This window comes from Pseudomonas sp. TE12234 (assembly GCF_054061835.1).
In genome coordinates, this window is the sequence record NZ_JBSSEP010000002.1 from 166,062 (window position 1) to 185,593 (window position 19,532).

Below are 19,532 nucleotides of genomic sequence, written 5' to 3' on the forward strand. Positions count from 1 at the left end.
GGCTGCCGACACTGAAACTCTAGACAACGCGAGGGGGTCCTGTGTGAAAACCGACCGTCGGCCGTTTGTCGAGTCGACGCAAACCCTGTGGGAGCGGGCTTGCCCGCGATGGCGGAGGGTCAGCCACTGTTAATGTTGACTGTGCCGTCGCTATCGCGGGCAAGCCCGCTCCCACAGGGGGTTCTTGTTCGGGCCATCGAGCAGGCTCGCTCCTACAGGGGCTTGGCGCTTATCATGGCGCCATATCCAACCCAGCCTTGACGAGACTGCGCATGACTTTCGATTTTGATCAGGTCTTCGACCGCCACAACACCGGCAGCACCAAATGGAGCCGCTACCCGGCCGACGTGCTGCCAATGTGGGTCGCCGACATGGATTTCGCCGCACCGCCGGTGATCATCCAGGCCCTGCAAAAACGCCTGGAACACCCGATGGTCGGCTATAGCGTGGCCCCGGACGACTTGCGCGAGGCCATCGTGGCCGACCTGTGGAACAAATACGCCTGGCGCGTGGAGCCCCAGGAACTGATCTTCCTGCCGGGCGTCGAGTCGGGCTTCAACATGGCGCTCAAGGCCCTGGTGCAACCGCAACAGAATGTCGTGGTGCAGGTGCCGAACTACCCGCCGCTGCGTCATGCCCCGGGCCATTGGGGATTGAACAAGGTCGAGCTGGGCTTCGAGGCGCAGCCTGATGGTACCTACGCCACGCCGCTGGCGACCTTGAGCCAGTCGCTGCAAGGTGGCGGCGCGCTGCTGTTGAGCAACCCGCACAACCCGCTGGGCAAAGCATTCCCGCGCGCCGAGTTGCAGGCCATTGCCGATATCTGCCTGGAGCACGACGCCTGGATCATCTCCGACGAAATTCACGCCGAGTTGTGTTACGACGGTCGCCAGCACATTCCGATGGCGACGCTGAGTCCGCAAATCGCCCAGCGCACCATCACCCTGATGTCGGCCAGCAAGGCCTACAACATCGCCGGGCTGAAAACCTCGTTCATGATCATTCAGGACCGCCACCTGCGTGAGCGCGTCAACCAGGCCCGTTGCGGCATGGTCGACAGCGTCAACCCCCTGGGCCTGGAAGCCACCCGCGTCGCCTACAGCGAAGCCGCGCCCTGGCTGAACGAACTCAAGGCCTACCTGCAAGGCAATCGCGATTACCTGGTCGAAGCCGTGCGCAGCCGCCTGCCGGGTATCAGCATGAACGTGCCGCAAAGCACCTACCTGGCCTGGCTCGATTGCTCGGCGCTGGGGCTGGACAACCCGCAGCAGTTTTTCCTCGAACAGGCCAAAGTCGGTTTGAGCGCCGGCCTGGACTTCGGCGATGACTGCCAACAGTTCGTGCGCCTGAACTTCGGCTGCCCGCGCTCATTGCTGGAAGAAGGCATCGCGCGGATGGAGCGCAGCTTGCGCAACCTCCGCACCTGACACCGGCCCAGGAATTGCGTACCCGGGCACGACCCATTGCAGGAGCGAGCTTGCTCGCGATGGACGTCAACGATAACGCGTGTAACCAGACTGAACGCGGCGCGCGTAAGCTTTATTGCCTGGATCGCCGCACCGGGGTGCCGTGCTGCGGGCATTGGCACTCGCCTCGTGCTACCTGCGCTGGATGCCGGTGGCATCGGGTGGCTGACCCTGTCACCCGTTTGCTCACTTCATCGCCGAAGCAATCACTTCCACCAGGCTGAGTTGAGTAAAGGGCTTCGACAGCCTGGGCAGTTTGGTGGCGAATCCTTCCAGTCGCTCGGCATAACCGGTGGCCAGAATAATCGGTACGTTGGGGTCCAGTGTGCGGATCGCATCCGCCAGTTGCGCACCACTCATCTGCGGCATGGCCATGTCGGTGATCACCAGGTCAATGCCCTGTTGCCCCGTAAACACTTCCAGTGCCTGGACACCGGAGGTGGCGCTGATCACCCGATGCCCGAGGTCTTCGAGCAACAGGCAGGTGCTGGTCAGCACCAGGCTGTCGTCATCCACCACCAGGACGCTCAGGCGTGGCACATCCGGCGCTGCGGGTTTATCGGCAACCAGGTTGGCCGCCACGCTCTCGGTAGCGACGGGCAACCACAGTTCCGCCGTGGTGCCCTGATCTTTCTGGCTCTTGAGCACCAACCGTCCGCCCAGTTGCGCGATAAAGCCGTGGACCATCGACAACCCCAGCCCGGTGCCCTTGCCCAGTCCTTTGGTGGTGAAAAACGGGTCCATCGCCGACGCCAGCGTCGCCTCATCCATGCCTTCCCCGGTATCGGTGATGCTCAGGCACACATAACGGCCGGCAACCAGTGCCGGGCGGCTGCCCTTGTGGATCTCTTCGGTTCGCGTGCTGATGACGATCTTGCCTCCATGGGGCATGGCATCACGGGCGTTGGTGGCCAGATTCAACACGGCCAGTTCAAGTTGGTTGACGTCGGCCATCACTGGCTCGACATCCGGAAGGAAACGCGTTTCCAATTCCACTGACGGCCCCAACGAACTGCGCAGCAGACCGGAGATTCCCTGCACCAGGGCCGGTATCTCGACAGGTTCCGACTTCAGTTCCTGACGCCGTGCAAAAGCCAGCATGCGCTGGGTCAGGGAAACACCGCGCAAGGCACCCTGGGTCGCGTTGTCCAGCAATCGCACGACTTTCGGGTCATCCGCCAGACGCTTGCGGACGATTTCCAGATTGCCAAGGATGACGGTCAACAAATTGTTGAAGTCGTGGGCGATGCCGCCGCTGAGTTGGCCGATGGCCTGCATTTTCTGCGCCTGGAACAGCGCTTCGCGTGTTTGCTCCAGCGTCTGCTGGGCGAGTGTCGATTCGGTGATGTCACGGGTGATCTTGGCGAAACCGAGCAAGGTACCGGTCTCGCCCCGGATCGGATCGACCACGACATGCGCCAGAAACCGCGTGCCGTCCTTGCGTACACGCCAGCCCTTGCTTTCGAATCGCCCTTCACGGGTCGCGGTGTCCAGGGTTCGCTGCGGCTCACCGGCCTCGCGGTCTTGCGGGGTATAGAACATCGAGAAATGCTCGCCGATCACTTCCCGGGGCAAGTAGCCCTTGATGCGCTGCGCACCGAGATTCCAGTTGGTCACGCGTCCATCCGGGGCGAGCATGTAAATGGCATAGTCCGTGACGCTTTGCACCAGCAAGCGGAACTGCTGCTCGCTCTGCTTGAGGACTTCTTCAGCCATTTTGCGGTCGGTCAAATCACGGGTGATCTTGGCAAATCCCAGCAATTTTCCCGAAGGATCGACAATCGGATCGATCACCACGTGGGACCAGAAGTGCGTGCCGTCCTTGCGTACGCGCCAGCCTTCGCCTTCGAATCGCCCTTCGTGAATCGCCGTGTCCAGCGCCCGTTGGGGCAAACCGGCACGGCGGTCCTCATCGGTGTAGAAGCGCGAGAAATGCTGGCCGAGGATTTCGGCTTCCTCGTACCCCTTGAAACGCTTGGCGCCGGCGTTCCAGCTGGTGATGATGCCGTCGGGGTCAATCATGTAGATCGCGTAGTCAATCACCGCATCGATCAACAAGCGAAAACGTTTGTCCTCAACGGCATTTGGCCTGCTTCGATCCTCGGTCATTGAGTTCTCGCATCATGATTGCTTTGCTGGAGTATGAGACAAACTGCATTTGGAAAGCCATGATTCCGGCGGTTTGTTTCATAGCCTGCAATCCCGGCCGGCTTAGCGATAGACGTATTTGGTGATATAGGAATAAAGGTCGTTGTAGACGAAATCAGGAACCTGCTTGTCATATTGGCTGGTTTTAAGCAGCTGTAAATGACATTCCTTGACCATCTCGTCACGCTCCTCCATCGAATACACCGACCTCCTGAGGATTGTGTCATAGGCGCTGTACGCATATGGCTGCAACGTTGAAACTTCGTTCAGATTCCCGTTTGCGTCCAGGGTATAGCTGCTGTGAGCACGCAGTACCCGCTCGCTCAGCGTGCCCAGACCACGCTCGTACAAGAAGATCTGCGAGCCGCTCACCGTCTTTGCGATGAACTCGAACGCAACGAGAACCGCCGGGGCGTTACTGATGCTCGACTCGAGTCTCGAATAGCTGACAAATCGCTCCATCTCCTGCTTTTGCAGGCTGGAGAATGCTCTTTTGATGCTGGAAAGATGGGCGAACGCATGATTGCAGCCCACGACATGGACTTCGAGTTGATAACCAGGAACAAACTTTGCCAATCCGGCAAAACCGATGTCATCGAACGCGCACTCCATGATGATGTTGTATCTATGAGTAAGCGCGTTGGCGAAGATTTTCGAACCAAGTTCCCTGGCAAACGCTTCTGAATGTTCGTAGGCGTGCAATACGCCGAACTCGATCATGTCGTCGTAACGCGGGTGTTTTTTTCGATATTCGGGCAGGTACAGTCGAATGTAGTTCCCGTAATTTCCGGATGGCAGCAAGCTCTTTTCCAGCAGGTAAGTCTTGCCCGAGCCCTCCACTCCGGCGGTGATCAGCAACTTCGGGATGGTTTCAGCAGTTTTGTCGGCAAAGAGCGTAGGGAAGATCTCGTCGAACGCCTTGATCACGTCGTCTGAGGAGTAACTGTATTTCGGTTCATCTGACATACCTTGATTTCCTTATCAAAGAATTGGGCTGTGATATCCAGCCCTCCCTATAAAACGTGCTGGCCCCAATTGTTCAAACCGTTGTTTTAATCAAGGTATGTATTTGTTATTAAGAGTGAAAGCTCCTACAGCGCAGAATGCACATTCGTTGGGGCAATCGACCACCAACGCGGCAGCAGTTGCCTGACCTTGCTCTCGGCGAAACGGTCATCGATCAACATCACCACACCCTGGTCCTGTTGGGTGCGAATCACCCGTCCGGCGGCCTGTACCACTTTCTGCACGCCGGGAAACAGGTAGGTGTAGTCGTAGCCGGCGCCGAAAATCGCCGCCATGCGCCGCTTCAACTGTTCGTTGACCGGGTTGAGCTGCGCCAGGCCCAGGGTGGCGATGAACGCGCCGATCAGCCGTGCACCGGGCAAGTCGATGCCTTCGCCAAACGCTCCGCCCAGCACCGCAAAACCAATGCCCTCGCCGCCTTCGGTGAACTGATCGAGAAACTGCTGACGCTGTTCTTCCGCCATCCCGCGAGACTGCGTCCACAGGTTGATCTGCGGGTGCCGCTCGGCCAGCAACTGCGCTACTTGATGCAGGTAATCGAAACTGCTGAAAAATGCCAGGTAGTTGCCGGGACGCTGGATGAACTGGTTGGCGATCAGCTCGACGATCGGCGCCAGGGAGGCTTCCCGATGGACGAACCGCGTGGAGATCCGGTCGACGATGTGCACTTGCAACTGGTCGGCATGAAACGGCGATTCGACGTCGATGCACACCGTGTCGAGCGGTGTGCCCAGCAGATCGGCGTAATAGTGGCGAGGGCTGAGGGTCGCGGAAAACAGCACAGTGCTGCGTGCGGCGGTCAGACGTGGCCCGATGAAACCGGCAGGCACCACGTTGCGCAGGCACAGTTGCGAAAGGCATCGTTTGCGGTCGAGGTCGCGCTTGCTGATGTCGAACAGGAACTGCCCATCGAAGAGCTCGGCCACACGACAGAACTGCAGCATCTCGAAGTAGAAACTCTGTAGTGCGCTGTCCAGCCCTTGTGGGTGATCGTTCAGATAGTCGCCGATGCTGGCACTGCACGATGACAATGCCTGGAGCAGTTTTTCCGGGGCTTTGTCATAGGCCTGGTAGGCGCCCGATTGGAGGTTGTGCAGGGCATTCCATTCGCGGCTGACCCGTTGCAGGGGCTTTTTCAGTGCTTCGGGAGCGGTTTTTCGTACGCCGTTGAGGGTCGCCTGATCAAGGCTGGCGCTGTACATCTGACGGCCACGCTCCACCAGATTGTGCGCCTCGTCCACCAGCACCGCGACAGTCCAGTTGTTGGCTTGGGCCAGGCCGAACAGCAAGGCGCTGAAATCGAAGTAATAGTTGTAGTCGGCAACCACCACGTCCGCCCAGCGGGCCATTTCCTGGCTCAGGTAATATGGACAGACCGCGTGGTCCAGCGCGACCTGGCGCAAGGCGCCCTGATTCAATAGCTTGAGCTCATTGGCCGCCTGGCGCGCGGCTGGCAAGCGGTCATAGAAGCCCTGGGCCAACGGGCAGGACTCACCGTGGCAGGCCTTGTCCGGGTGTTCGCAGGCCTTGTCCCGGGCGATCATTTCCAGGACCCGCAAAGGCGGTGCATCGGCGCTTTCAATAATCACCTGGGCGGCGTCCAGTGCCAGCTTTCGCCCCGGGGTCTTCGCCGTCAGGAAGAACACCTTGTCCAGTTGCCGGGGCGCCATGGCCTTGAGCATCGGAAACAGCGTGCCGACGGTCTTGCCAATCCCCGTCGGTGCCTGGGCCATAAGGCAGCGGCCCGTGCTGACGGCCTTGAACACCGACTCGGCCAGATGCCGCTGGCCCGGTCGGAAACCGGCATGGGGAAACGCGAGCTGCTGAGCCGCCCGATTGCGCGCCTCGCGATGGGCCATTTCCTGCTCGGCCCAGTGCAGGAACCGTGCGCAATGTTCCTCGAAGAACGACTTCAACTCGGCCGCGCTGAACACTTCGAGCAGACAGGTTTCCCTTTCGCTGACGATGTCGAAGTACACCAGCGCCAGGTTGATCCGTTCCAGGTCGAGCTTGCGGCACATCAACCAGCCGTAGACTTTCGCCTGGGCCCAGTGCAATTGGCGGTGGTTGGCGGGTTGCTTGCTCAAGTCGCCACGGTAGGTCTTGACTTCTTCGAGGCAGTTTTGCGCTGGATCGTAGCCATCCGCCCTGCCCTTGACGGTCAGGGTCCGATATTGGCCTTCGAGGGCGACTTCACTCTGGTAGCCCTCACTGCGCCGGGACGCCACGGTGCGATGGCCGACGATGCCCTCCAGCGCGGTCGGCGACGGTGTGAAGCGCAAGTCGAGGTCACCGACCTTGGCGGTGAACTCACACAGCGCCCGCACCGCGATGCTATAGCTCAAACGTCTTGCTCCGCCCATTGCACGTAGCACACGGCAATCGGCATCTGATGCTCATGACAGAACTCCAGCCAGCGCAGCTGGTTATCCTGCAGACGATCGCCGGGGCCTTTGACTTCGATCATGCGGTAGGTCTTTTGCTGCGGCCAGAACTGGATCAGGTCCGGCATGCCGGCGCGATTGGCCTTGATGTCCAGCAGCAAGCGGTTGAACCAATGCTTGAGGTGCTCGGCCGGCAGGCAGTCGAGGGCCTGCTCCAGCAGTTCCTCGCTGAGCACACCCCAGAACACGAACGGCGACTGCACGCCCCACTTTTGCGCGTAGCGTTCACGAATGGTCTGCCGGTAACGCCCGTCATCGAGTTCCGCCAGGCAAGCCTGGAACAGATCAGCACGTCGACTGTGGAAATCCTCACTCAGCAGGTCCACCGGGCCGCGCTGGAACGGGTGGAAAAACGCCCCTGGCAACGGCGCGAAGATCGCCGGCCAGCACAACAGGCCGAACAGCGAGTTGATCAGACTGTTTTCAACGTAATGGACCGGCGCCGTCTCTTCGGACAAGTGCGCCTGGACGTGGTACTCCACCGACAAGGCCGGATCGACCCTGGGCAATTGCAGGTCCAGGCGCAACATTTCCCGAGGCGACGCCCGTTTCATTGCCGGCCCGCCGAGTTTGCGCCGCAGCCTGGGCAGCAGACGAAGCAATTGTTGCTGTTCGGCGGCGCTTTGCGGCGATTGCCCGGCCTGGGTCGCCAGGTCCAGGGCCAGCTCATACTCCTCGCAGCGCTCCAGTACCCGAATCAGCCGCAGGCGCGCGCCGGGATAGGCGCACTGACGGTACAGGCTCAACGCGGTAGAGAAATCGGCGATGCGTTCACAGTGCTGGCCGATCTGGAACAGCAGCTTGTCTCGACGTCTTTGCAGCCAGGGATTGCTCAGCGTCAGGCCGTTGATCCGCTCGACAACCTCTGCCAGTGCCTCGCCGGCCTCGAACTGCTGCTGTTGCTCGTGCAGGAACAGGCAGGCGTCCACGTCCTCGCGGCTGCGCAAGCCACGGGAATCGGCGCAGAACTCGACTTTTTCGTAGGTGAAGATGCCAAGGTCGGCCAGGACGAATTCCGACCAGTCCTGATAAAGATTGCCGAAAAACATCAGGCGCAGGCGATCGCACAGGCCCATGATGGTCAGGCTGAACAGGCGATCGTCCAGTGTCGGGCACCAGTCGCGGAAGCATTGGAGTTGCGCGAATTGCTCGCTCAGCACCGGCAGCCAGTCGGCTTTTTTGCCCTTGGGCTGATCGATGGCACTGCCCAGGCATTGCAGGATTTCGGCCTTGAGCAGGACCTCGAACAGCGCTTCGAGGGTCAACGGTGCCTGCTCATCAACCCAGCCCAGCGCCAGTAACGGTTCGACGGCGCTGGCGATGTCGCCGATCTCGGGGTAATGCAGCTTGCCGGCCCTGAAGTGAATGCCCTTGCGCATGACCATTCTGACCAGCAGCCCCCGAGACTCACGCGGCAGGCCATTGAACTCGCGAATGAAGCGCTGCTCCTCGACGCTCAGTACATCGGCATAGCGATGTTCAAGCCAATCAAGCACCTGCATGAAGTTGTTGAGGTAATAGAACGGATCGTCGAGAGGGTTTGCAGTCACGGGAAAAAGGGCCATGGCGAGCGAATACTGGTTATGCGTACAGATACCAGTTACGCCCTGTCCGATGCAAACGAAAAGGGATAAAAGGCGACGCCGCCAGGTAATTTTCAACGGGCGTCGAACTTTCTGCCGTTCCATGGCACCAACCGCCTAAGAAGCGCAGTCGTTCGCGACAGTCGCACTGTTTCATTTGAAGTATGAGAGGTGGTTATGAACATCAAGACGCTGGGCCTGCCCTTGGCAATCGCGGCCTTTCTGGCCTTGGCCGGTTGCTCGACACCCACGGTAGTGACGCTGCAGAACGGCACTCAGTACCTGACCAAGGACATGCCGAAAACCAAGACCAAGGACGGCTTCTTCGAGTTCGAGGATATTTCCGGAGCCAAGGTCAGAGTCAACGCCAATGACGTGTCCACGATCCGCCGGGAAGACTGAGTAGCGCGTTATAGTTGATCACGTCCCCTGCTTATCCCCCTTGGTGTGGCAGGTTTCCATACCTGCCTTACACTGCGATACACCCCGTGCGAGCGAATGTTTGCGCAGGCATCACGTCATGATCCAGGTGAAGCCGAAATGAAAATGCCCACGCCCCTTTTGGCCGCTCTCCTCGCCGCCAGCGCGTGCGCGGCAACCAGCCTGTGCGCAAGTGCCGCCACTTCTTCGCGGGTATTCAAGACCAGTTTCGATTGCGCCACGTCCAGGGCATCCATCGAAAAACTCATCTGTCGCGACCCGCAACTGGCGCAAATGGACATCGAACTGCAGCGCCTGTATCTGTTGGTGCTGACAGACGACCACGCCGTACCACCACGAAACAAGGTCGAAATCGATCAGCAGTTCTGGCTCGACGCCCGTAATCAGTGCGCCTCGGATCGCGAGCCCAAGACGTGCACGATCCGCAGTTATGCCGAGCGCGCCTTTCAGCTGCGTCAGGGCTCAGCCATTGCCAGGACCAAGGATCCCAGCCGCCTGACTGAAGGCCCTGTGGCCTTTCGTTGCGCGGGATTGAATGCGCTGATCGCGGCCACCTTCTTCACTGTCAACCCGGGGGTCGTGTACCTGAAGTGGGCGAACACCTCCGTCACCTTGAACCAGCAGCCGAGCACAATTGGCACCCGATACAGCGGCAAGGATTTCAGAGGGAGCTACAGCTTCTGGTACGAGGGCGATGACGCCTTGTTGCTGATGCCGGGCTCGGCGGAGATGAGTTGCAAGGCCGAGCCGGTTGGCTGATTGCACACCGGGACCTCCTGTCCCGATGGCCTGAACCCCTTAGCTACCGGTGCGAATCTTGTTCCATACACGGGTGCGAACCCGGTCGATGTTCAGCGGCATGGCTTCGAGGGCGAACAATTTGCCCATCATGTCCGGGCTCGGATAGACCTTCGTGTCGTTCTTGATCGCCGGTTCGATCAGGCTGTCGGCCTGTTCGTTGCCATTGTCGTAGTGCACGTAGTTACTGATATCGGCCATGACGTCCGGGCGCAGCAGGTAGTTCATGAAGGCATACCCGGCCTTTTCATCCGGGGCATCGACGGGCATGGCCACCATGTCGAACCAGATCGCCGCGCCTTCCTTGGGAATCGAATAACCGATGTCGATACCGTTCCTGGCTTCCCTGGCGCGGTTTTCCGCTTGCAGGATGTCGCCGGAGAAGCCGACGGCCACGCAGATGTCGCCGTTGGCCAGATCACTGGTGTATTTGGACGAGTGGAAATAGCTGACATACGGCCGTACTTTCAACAGCAGTGCTTCAGCCTTCTTGTAGTCTTCCGGGTTTTTACTGTGATGCGGCAGGCCCAGGTAGTTCAGGGCGGCGGGCAGCAACTCCGGGCCGTTGTCGAGAATGGCCACGCCACACTTCTGCAGCTTTTCCATGTTCTCGGGCTTGAAGATCAGGTCCCAGGAATCCACCGGGGCGTTGTCGCCCAGTACTGCTTTGACTTTGGCAATGTTGTAGCCGATCCCGGTACTGCCCCACAGATACGGAAAACCATGCTCGTTACCCGGATCGTTGGTCTGCAAGGCCTTGAGCAACACCGGATTGAGGTTTTTCCAGTTCGGCAACTGGCTCTTGTCGAGCTTCTTCAGCGCCTTGCCTTCAATTTGCCGCGCCATGAAGTGGTTGGACGGAAACACCACGTCGTAACCGGATTTGCCGGTCATCAACTTGCCATCGAGGGTTTCATTGCTGTCATAGACGTCGTAGGTGAAGGCGATGCCGGTGTCTTTCTGGAAATTTTTCGTGGTGTCCGGTGCGATGTAGTCCGACCAGTTGTAGATCTTGACGGTGTCGGCGGCCTGACTGATTGAAGCGACGAGCATCAGCGGCGCAAGGGTCAGTGTCTTTCGGATCATGAGTCGATTCCTGTAGAGGTTGTTTTTGTTTGGCAGGCAATCAAGGGATCAGCTTTCAACTTTCTATTTTCAAAAAATCAACACGTAGGTCTTGCGCACGGTTTCCTGGATGTCCCAGATGCCGAGGGTGTTGGCTGGCAACATCAGTGCATCGCCGGCTTCTATGTGCAGGGTGTCGCCGCCGTCATCCGGGGTGAAGGTGCAGCGGCCCTGGATGAAGTGACAGAACTCCTGGGCGACGATCTGCCGCCGCCAGCGACCGGGCGTGCATTCCCAAACCCCGGTTTCGACGCCGTCGTCGCGTTCGACGCTGGTGGTCGATGCGACGGCCACGGGCAAGCCCAGCGGCACGGCGACCGGGCTGGACGCTTGCAGAGTGAGGGTTGCGGTGTTCTTGAATTGCGTGATGCTCATGGGAGTACCTTTCGATGAAGCCTGTAGATGAAGATCGCGTCGGTCAGTGCATGAAACCTTCCATGAACCCCGCGACCCCGCTGGCAAGCTTGCGCCGCCAGGGCGCGGTGGCCGGGTTGGCCAGGGTCTGGTCTTCATGGACAAAGCTGCGGATGATCGCGTTGTAGCCCAGCCAGCGGCAGGGTTCGGGCTCCCAGGCCCTGAGCGCATCGAGCCCGCGCCGGGGGATGACCCACGGCTGGTGAACCAGCTCGGTGTCGCGCTGCAGGATCAGGTCGGCAAGGGTTCGCCCGCCCAGGTTGCTGGCGCCCACGCCCTCCCCGCCATAGCCGCCGGACAAGGCGATGCCACTGGCCTGGTCGCAGAGCATGTGCGGCTTGAAGCGCCGTGACATGCCCAGGTTGCCGCCCCAGCCATGGGTGATCTGCACGTTCTTGAGCTGCGGGAACAGCTCACTGAACAGGTAACGGCGCAGCTCGATTTCGCTACTGGTCAGGTTGAAGTCATGGCGCAACTTGCCGGCAAACTGGTAGCCGCCGCGCGCGCCGAAGATCAAACGGTTGTCAGCCGTGCGCTGGCCGTAGGTGACCTGACGGCTGCTTTCACTGAACGCCTGGCCGTTGCTCAGGCCAATTTCATCCCAGGTGGCCGCAGATAAAGGCTCAGTCGCGACGATCAGGCTTTGTACCGGCAATTGGTAACGCCCGAGCGGCGGCAGCGTGACCGAATAGCCTTCCACCGCCGGCACCACCCAGCGGCTGCGAACCGAGGCTTGCGCGGTGCGCAGGCTACCCGCCTGCCAGTGGGTGACCGGGCTGTTTTCGTAAATCCTGACGCCCATGCGCTCGACGGTGCGCGCCAGGCCGCGTACCAGTCTGGCCGGGTGCAGGGTAGCGACGTGCGGTGCGTAGATTCCGCCATAGGGCTTGGCGATGCGGATTTGTTGCGCCAACTGCCGGGCACTGAGCCAGCGATAATCGTTTTCATTGAGGCCCTGGCGGTGGAGCGAGTCCAGATACTGGCGCAGGCTCGACTCTTGCTCCGGGTAGCGGGCGGCACAGTAAAGCACCCCGCCCTTGCGGAAATCGCAGTCGATACCTTCACGTTCGAGGACGATCTGCACTTCGTCAGGAATGCGGTGCAGCAGGTCATAGGACGCCCTGCGCTGTTGCGGTGACAAAGGGGCCAGCAACCGGTCTTCGCCCAGCAGATTGCCCATCAGCCAGCCGCCATTGCGCCCCGAGGCGCCAAAACCGGCGGTCTGCGCCTCGATGATGGCAATGTTCAGCTCCGGTGCCTGGCGCTTGAGGTAGTACGCGGTCCACAGGCCGGTGTATCCGGCGCCGATGATCGCTACGTCGAGATCCAGATCCTGATCCAGTGCCGGACGAGCGAGTAACGGCTCGTCGAGTTGGTCCATCCACAAACTGATAGTGCGCCACGCCGGCATGCAAGACTCCGCCACTCAAACTTCGATGGCGGTGATCCTAGTGCGTGGGCTCAGAGGCTGTCTTGCGCGCGTGCACGCAAAGAAATTTGTTTGACGTAGGCCTTGGGCGACTGGCCGGTGTGCTGGCGGAAACAGCTGTAGAACGCCGACAGCGAATTGAACCCGGCGGCAAAGGCCAGTTCGTCGATGCGCACCGGCGGTGTGGCGCTGTCCAGTGCCGCGAGCAGGTGTTGCAGGCGTGCCTGGTTGACGTAGCGATAGAAGCTCTGGCCCAGCACCTGATTGAGCAGATAGGAGATTTGATTACGGCTGTAGCCGCACTCCTTCGCCACCCGCTGCAAGTCGAGTTCAGGGTCGAGATAGGGTTGCTGGTGCTGGAAGTACTGCTGCAAGTCGTCCGCCATGAAACTCAGCTGACGCGGCGACAGGCCGAGTCGACTGACCGCGGGCCGTTGTGGCCCGGTGGTTTTACTGGCGGGCTGCTCGTGCACCAGGGAGGCGTATTCGTTGACCCGCCAGATCAGTCCGTCGCGCACGGTGATCGCTTCACTGGCGCGGAACGACACCAGGCCTTCACCGCCGCGCAGGGTGATGCGGTACTGAATGAACGCGGTGTTGCCGTCCAGGCGAATGCGATCGGAGTGTTCCAGCGCCTCATCCGGGTCCCTTGGCATGCTGTTGCGTACGTATTCGCGCAGTTCGTCCAGGCCCATGACCCGGTTCTGGAAAAAGTCGCTGTATTGAACATCGGGGTGGTACAGCGCCATGACGCCATCCAGGTCCCGGTGTTTCCAGCGTAGGTGATAACGCATGACCGTTTCGCCCGTGGCCTGGGTTTGCTGCGGGCCATCATCCTCGGCGTGCATAGGCATCTCGACGAAAAGCAACGAGCTTGCCGAACTTCTGCCGCCGCTTCAATGAGCAACGGCAGCACCCTTCATCAGAAGATCAGCCAGGATCTTGCTCTGGATCAAGAAAACAACCGGCAATCGCCAAACAGACTGAAAAAAACACATGATTTTCACATCCGGGTGCTACTTTTAAAGTCTGTCACCGGTTGAACCAACGAAGGTTCTTCCCACCTACCATGAGCTAATGGAAGCGCTCGATGAAGAAGGCGGGCAACATATGAATAAAGGCTTCAGTAAGGTCACCTTTCCAAACGCCTGCCAGCTGATGCGCTGGCATTTTCATCCCATGGGTTTCGAGGCGAGCATGGATGCCCCGGGCAGCATGATTGCCCGCCTGTTCGATCGAGCCACTGGCGAGACCATGATCGCCATTGCCGGTATACCTTGTGCAACCGTCATGAATGCAGCCGATGTAGAGCGAATAATCGAAGCCGTCGAGGATGAGCTCGAAGCGTTCATTCCCCCGGTGGCCCTCCGGAGCTATGCCTGAAGGCCGAACCTCACGAAAAAGCCCACACTTTGTGGGCTTTTTGTTGGCCGGGATTTAAAGCCTCAGGCTGAGCTCTTGCAGTCCCGGTGATCGACAAAAAACGCCTTGCCCTTGCCGATGCGGTCTGAAGCCTTGGGCATATTCACCGCCTGGGTATCCTGGGCATCGACGTACCAGTAGCAATGGCTGACGGCCCGGGTAATGCCGACGTAAGCCAGCCGCAGGATCTCGTCTTTCTGCGCGGTGTCATACGGCTCGCTGTCGCCGACCTTGCCCAGACCCGCCATGCGGTAGACCTGATTCTTGTACGGTGAACTGGTCAAGTGCTGGCAGTCGCCGAGCAAAAACACGGCATCGGCCTGCAAGCCCTTGGCGCTGTGATAGGTCAGCTGTTTCAGCCGCCGGGCTTCGTACGGCAAGCTAGAATCTACATTAACTACAGGTTGAATATGCTGCTCTATCAATAACTTATCGCTGCTTTTTCGATAGAGCATCAAGATTGAATCACCCTTGCGGTAGTGCTCCATCAAGCGCTTGGCCATGCCCTGATCGTCACGATCCAGCACGTTGACCGGCCACAACTCCCTGGGCGCGCCGCTGGCCCTGGCCTTCTTGCCGGGGATCGCTGGCGCGGCGCGGACGATGTGTTCGGCGGCGTCGATGATGTGTTGGTGGCTGCGATAGTTGTCGCTGAGCATGACCCGGGTGGTGCTTGGCGACGAAAACTCCTTGTTGAACTCCATGAAATAGCTCGGCGAACTGCCGCGCCAACCGTAGATCGACTGCCAGTCGTCCCCCACGCAGAGCAAAGACGAGCGCTGCGCACCACGCCCGACGTGCATGGCCGGGCCACGACTGCGGATTTCGGCCAGGCTGGCGCGAATCCACGAGACGATCTGCGGCGAGACGTCCTGAAACTCGTCGATCATCAGGTGTGAAAGCGGCCGCAGCAGCTCGTCGCTGAGGAGCTTGAGGTTTTCCGGGGAATGTTCGCTGAACAAGGCGAACATCCGGTTGTAGGTCATGATTGGCGGTTTCTGCTCGAGCAGATGATCTTCCAGCGCTCGCCAGAACAGACTCAATGCCTCGAAGAAAAACCGGTCCGGATCGTCCTTGGCAAAAGTCATCTGGCTGACGGCGTTCGGTACATCCAGGCCCAGGTTCTCGATAAACCCGGCGGCCGCGACGAAACAATCGAGCAATGGCGCGGACGCGAGCTCGCCCTTGACCTTGTAATCAAAGCCCGGCCCGGCACTGGCATCGCCGGCCAACGAGGCCAACACGCGCCTTGATGACTCGTAACTATCCAGCCAAATCAACGGCTTACGACAGAAAGCTTGAAACAGGGTGCGCTTTACAGCCCATTCTGCACGGACCGTCAGCTTGGCGTTCGGACGGCTGACCTGCGGGTTTTCCCGAGGATCGAAACCCAGTACGACCCAGGCGTCCAGGGACGGAATGTAGCCGTGGCAATGAAAGGTCGAGCCGTTGATATCGAAGGTCTGGCGATTGGGCTCGATGCCTTTGATCGGCCAGGCGCCCGCGCGAAACCACAAATCCTCGACGAAGTCGCACAGCTCCTCATCACGTTTGGCGGCCAGTTCGGTCACGGCCATGCGTTTTTGCACGTCCGGATGATCGCGCTCCAGCTCCCTGAGCTGCAAGGCGTGGCGTGACAAGGGTTTGATCAGTTCACGGAAACGCTCATCGCCTGTGTGCAAGGCGTGATAACAGGCGTTCAGGTGCTGGCGTTGGGCATCATTGATGCGCAGGTCGAACGGATTGCTATCGACGTCCTCCTCGCCGTTTTGCCCGCGGAAGCTGAGATTTTCAAAGGCCTGCAAGCGTTCGAAGCCGGGCAAGCTGCGGACCATCGGCAGGATCCGCGAGTGGAAAGTGCGCACCAGGTCGCGAGCGTCCTTGAGGTTGAGCGTATGCCCCCAGAGCGCGAACAGTTCGATCAACTTATTGATGAAGTCCTTGCGTGATTCCCGGGTGAAGGTCACCACCGTCATCGAGCTCAGCTCAAAGCCCAGATAATGCGCCAGCAGCACGATCCGCAGCACCAGGGTCGTCGACTTGCCGGCGCCGGCCCCCGCGATCACTGAAGTCGAAGGCGTGTCACTGAAGATCATCTTCCACTGGGCGGCGCTGGGCTGGGCGTGTGCCGGGAGCAAACGCGCGACGTCGGCCTTCATGCGTTTCTTCAATTCCGCGCTCAATGGCAGGCGCCAGTCGTCGAACAGGTGTTCGTCGATGCCGGGCGGACGATGCTCGGTCGAACGCGAGTCGCGAATCAACAGGACCTGCCGACCTTCTTCCAACCCTTCGAGCTTGCCCTCTTTATAGCCGTATTCCACCCCCGCCATATGGCCGCTGCGAAAGCCGTCGGCCTGGCCATGCAACCAGGACGCACGGTGCTGGGCGCGCAGGCGTGTCAGGCCATGGCCGAAGAACCGGGCGGCCAGGCGCTTGAGCAGCGGCATCTCGGCCAGAGGACGAAGTTCAGGCGGAAGATCGGGGGTGTGTTGCGGCACGCGGACGGACTCCAGGGTCTGAGGCTGTTGAGGGCTATGGTGTCTTCATTTGCCGTTGAGTTCTAGTGAAATGCTTATGACTCATTGGCTTATGCGAAGAACTGAAAGCAGGATGATAATGTTTCGAGGCGATTTCCTATCAAGTAAATCGATTGTTATGCAGCACTTTTTACGCTTTTTTTCGATCCTTGCCTGCTGGATGATGCCTGTCATCAACCACCGGTCTCGCTTCATGGCCCCGGCCTGCCGCCCCATGACGAACCTTTCAGGAGACGATCATGCTTGAACTCAGACCTTTCAACTCGCTCGGTGGCGCTCACCATGGCTGGTTGGATGCGCATCACCACTTTTCGTTCGCCGAGTACCATGACCCCAAACGCATGAACTGGGGCAACCTGCGGGTCTGGAACGACGACGTGATCGCCCCTGGCACCGGCTTCCCGCAACACCCCCATCGCGACATGGAAATCATCACCTATGTCCGTGAAGGGGCCATTACCCACCAGGACAACCTTGGCAACAAGGGCCGTACCGAAGCCGGTGACGTACAGGTCATGAGCGCGGGCACCGGGATTGCCCACAGTGAGTACAACCTGGAAGCGAAACCGACCAAAATCTTCCAGATCTGGATCATCCCCAACGAATCCGGCCTGGCGCCGTCCTGGGGCGCCAAGCCGTTCCCCAAAGGCCAGCGTGAAGGTTTCGTGACCCTGGCCAGCGGCAAGGCGGGCGACGATCAGAGCCTGCGCATCCGTGCCGATGCCCGGCTGGTAGCAGCGAACCTCAAGGCCGGCGAAACCGCCGAGTATCACCTGGACAACGGTCGCCGTGCCTACCTGGTGCCGGCAACGGGAGTCATTGAGGTCAATGGCTTGCGTGCACAAGCTCGAGACGGTGTCGCGGTGGCGCAAGAATCCGTATTGCGTGTGACGGCCATCGAGGACAGTGAAATCGTGTTGGTGGACCTGGCCTGATCCAGTAAACGCCAGACAAAAAAAGGGGGCAACCGTGATGGTTGCCCCTTTTTTTGTCCGAATCAGTGTAGCGAGGAGGCTTGCCCCCTCACCACAGGCCCCTCAATCACTTGGCGGAGATGGCGCCATCCACCAAGGTTTGAGCTTCGGCCACCAGTTGCTTGAGGTGCTCGTCGCCGATGAAGCTTTCCGCGTAGATCTTGTAGATGTCTTCGGTGCCCGACGGACGCGCCGCGAACCAGCCGTTCTCGGTCATGACTTTCAGGCCGCCGATGGCCTGGTCATTACCCGGGGCGTGGCTGAGGATACTCTGGATCGGCTCACCCGCCAGTTCGGTCGAGGTGACTTGCGCCGGCGACAGCTTGCTCAGCAGGGCTTTTTGCTCCGGGTTGGCCTTGGCATCGACCCGCACCGAGAACGGCTCGCCCAGCTCATCGGTCAAGGCACGGTAGGCCTGGCTTGGATCGCGACCGGTGCGAGCGGTCATTTCTGCCGCCAGCAGGGCCGGGATCAGGCCGTCCTTGTCGGTGCACCAGACGCTACCGTCCTTGCGCAGGAACGAGGCACCGGCACTTTCTTCACCACCAAAGCCCAGGGAACCATCGAACAGGCCATCGGCAAACCATTTGAAGCCGACCGGCACTTCGTACAGGCGACGGCCCAGGCGCTTGGCCACGCGATCGATCAAGCCACTGCTGACCACGGTTTTGCCCACGGCCGCATCCGCACGCCATTGCGGGCGGTTCTGGAACAGATAGTCGATCGATACCGCGAGGTAGTTGTTCGGCGCCAACAGGCCGCCGGACGGCGTGACGATGCCATGGCGGTCGTGGTCGGGATCGCAGGCGAATGCCACGTCGAAACGCTCTTTCAGGCCGATCAGGCCCTGCATCGCGTAGCTGGACGATGGGTCCATGCGAATCTGGCCATCCCAGTCGACGGTCATGAAACGGAAGGTCGAATCCACCTGTTTGTTCACCACCTCCAGGTCCAGACGGTAGTGCTCGGCAATCGCCGACCAGTAGCGCACCCCTGCTCCACCCAGCGGATCGACACCCAGGCGCAGCTTGGCATCGCGGATGGCATCGAAGTCGATCACGTTGATCAGATCGGCGACATAGGTATTGAGGTAGTCATGACGATGGGTGGTGCTGGCCTTCAGGGCCTGTTCGTAGCTGATGCGCTTGACGCCGGCCAGCTTGTTGGCCAGCAGCTCGTTGGCCTTGGCTTCGATCCACTTGGTGATGTGGGTATCGGCCGGGCCGCCATTGGTCGGGTTGTATTTGTAGCCACCGCTTTGCGGCGGGTTGTGGGACGGCGTGATCACGATACCGTCGGCCAGCCCCGAAGTACGGCCACGGTTGTAGCAGAGAATCGCGTGGGAAACCGCCGGGGTCGGGGTGTATTCATCGCCTGCGGCGATCATCACCGTCACACCGTTGGCGGCGAGCACTTCAAGGGCGCTGGCGCCGGCCGGGGTGGAGAGCGCGTGGGTGTCGATGCCGACAAAGAGCGGGCCGTCGATGCCCTGGGCTTCGCGGTACAGGCAGATCGCCTGGCTGATCGCCAGGACGTGCCATTCATTGAAACTCAGGTCGAACGAGCTGCCCCGGTGCCCGGACGTGCCAAAGGCGACGCGCTGGGTGGAGATCGAAGCATCAGGCTGGCCCGTGTAATAAGCCGTTACCAGTCGCGGGATGTCGACCAACAGTTCTGCCGGTGCCGGTTTACCCGCAAAAGGACTGAGTGTCATGCAAAACCTCT

General features: G+C 60.0%; 15 protein-coding genes. 5 read left to right on the forward strand and 10 right to left on the reverse strand.

Going from position 1 to position 19,532, the window contains the following annotated elements:
- Positions 1-272: 272 nt before the first annotated feature.
- A complete protein-coding gene (locus tag ACVWYU_RS04395; protein ID WP_457372018.1) occupies positions 273-1,427 on the forward strand; it encodes a MalY/PatB family protein in 1,155 nt (384 codons plus the stop codon).
- 225 nt (positions 1,428-1,652) lie between these two features.
- Here the strand turns inward: ACVWYU_RS04395 and ACVWYU_RS04400 are convergent, their stop codons facing one another.
- The 4 genes from ACVWYU_RS04400 to ACVWYU_RS04415 all read right to left on the reverse strand — a co-directional run bounded on the left by ACVWYU_RS04400 (position 1,653) and on the right by ACVWYU_RS04415 (position 8,649).
- Positions 1,653-3,575, reverse strand: a complete 1,923-nt coding sequence (locus ACVWYU_RS04400) for a PAS domain S-box protein (RefSeq protein ID WP_457372019.1) — start codon at positions 3,573-3,575, stop codon at positions 1,653-1,655.
- A gap of 102 nt (positions 3,576-3,677) precedes the next feature.
- The gene (locus tag ACVWYU_RS04405; RefSeq protein ID WP_457372020.1) at positions 3,678-4,580 is read right to left on the reverse strand and encodes a zeta toxin family protein; all 903 of its coding nucleotides are present in this window, start codon (positions 4,578-4,580) and stop codon (positions 3,678-3,680) included.
- Positions 4,581-4,705: 125 nt separating this feature from the next.
- Entirely contained in the window at positions 4,706-6,985 is a 2,280-nt protein-coding gene (locus ACVWYU_RS04410; RefSeq protein ID WP_457372021.1) for an ATP-dependent DNA helicase, read from the reverse strand.
- Positions 6,982-8,649, reverse strand: coding sequence for a VRR-NUC domain-containing protein (locus ACVWYU_RS04415; protein WP_457372022.1), 1,668 nt, complete (start codon positions 8,647-8,649; stop codon positions 6,982-6,984). Before ACVWYU_RS04415 ends, ACVWYU_RS04410 begins: the two co-directional genes overlap by 4 nt.
- Before the next feature lie 195 nt (positions 8,650-8,844).
- Between ACVWYU_RS04415 and ACVWYU_RS04420 the strand changes: the two genes are divergently transcribed.
- Positions 8,845-9,069: a YgdI/YgdR family lipoprotein gene (locus tag ACVWYU_RS04420; protein WP_090321521.1), complete on the forward strand. Its 225-nt coding sequence runs from the start codon at positions 8,845-8,847 to the stop codon at positions 9,067-9,069.
- A gap of 138 nt (positions 9,070-9,207) precedes the next feature.
- Positions 9,208-9,867, forward strand: coding sequence for an MliC family protein (locus ACVWYU_RS04425; protein ID WP_457372023.1), 660 nt, complete (start codon positions 9,208-9,210; stop codon positions 9,865-9,867).
- 39 nt (positions 9,868-9,906) lie between these two features.
- Here the strand turns inward: ACVWYU_RS04425 and ACVWYU_RS04430 are convergent, their stop codons facing one another.
- The 4 genes from ACVWYU_RS04430 to ACVWYU_RS04445 form a co-directional block, all read right to left on the reverse strand.
- Entirely contained in the window at positions 9,907-10,992 is a 1,086-nt protein-coding gene (locus ACVWYU_RS04430; RefSeq protein ID WP_457372024.1) for a polyamine ABC transporter substrate-binding protein, read from the reverse strand.
- 69 nt (positions 10,993-11,061) lie between these two features.
- Positions 11,062-11,406 (reverse strand): cupin domain-containing protein, encoded by a 345-nt coding sequence (locus tag ACVWYU_RS04435; protein ID WP_090321510.1) that lies wholly within the window; start codon positions 11,404-11,406, stop codon positions 11,062-11,064.
- A 43-nt stretch (positions 11,407-11,449) separates the two neighbouring features.
- Positions 11,450-12,856: an NAD(P)/FAD-dependent oxidoreductase gene (locus ACVWYU_RS04440; RefSeq protein WP_457372025.1), complete on the reverse strand. Its 1,407-nt coding sequence runs from the start codon at positions 12,854-12,856 to the stop codon at positions 11,450-11,452.
- Between the two features lie 50 nt (positions 12,857-12,906).
- The gene (locus ACVWYU_RS04445; RefSeq protein WP_090321503.1) at positions 12,907-13,722 is read right to left on the reverse strand and encodes a helix-turn-helix transcriptional regulator; all 816 of its coding nucleotides are present in this window, start codon (positions 13,720-13,722) and stop codon (positions 12,907-12,909) included.
- Positions 13,723-13,984: 262 nt separating this feature from the next.
- Between ACVWYU_RS04445 and ACVWYU_RS04450 the strand changes: the two genes are divergently transcribed.
- On the forward strand, positions 13,985-14,257 hold the full coding sequence (locus ACVWYU_RS04450; protein ID WP_034148820.1) for a DUF1652 domain-containing protein: 273 nt from the start codon (positions 13,985-13,987) through the stop codon (positions 14,255-14,257).
- Positions 14,258-14,319: 62 nt separating this feature from the next.
- On the opposite strand, the gene ACVWYU_RS04455 is transcribed toward ACVWYU_RS04450, so the two are convergent.
- On the reverse strand, positions 14,320-16,794 hold the full coding sequence (locus ACVWYU_RS04455) for a UvrD-helicase domain-containing protein (RefSeq protein ID WP_457372026.1): 2,475 nt from the start codon (positions 16,792-16,794) through the stop codon (positions 14,320-14,322).
- A gap of 278 nt (positions 16,795-17,072) precedes the next feature.
- On the opposite strand from ACVWYU_RS04455, the gene ACVWYU_RS04460 reads away from it, so the two are divergent.
- Complete coding sequence (locus ACVWYU_RS04460) at positions 17,073-17,768, forward strand: pirin family protein (protein WP_457372027.1); 696 nt, start codon at positions 17,073-17,075, stop codon at positions 17,766-17,768.
- Positions 17,769-17,874: 106 nt separating this feature from the next.
- Here the strand turns inward: ACVWYU_RS04460 and pgm are convergent, their stop codons facing one another.
- Positions 17,875-19,521, reverse strand: a complete 1,647-nt coding sequence (gene pgm / locus ACVWYU_RS04465) for a phosphoglucomutase (alpha-D-glucose-1,6-bisphosphate-dependent) (RefSeq protein ID WP_247257109.1) — start codon at positions 19,519-19,521, stop codon at positions 17,875-17,877.
- Positions 19,522-19,532: the final 11 nt, after the last annotated feature.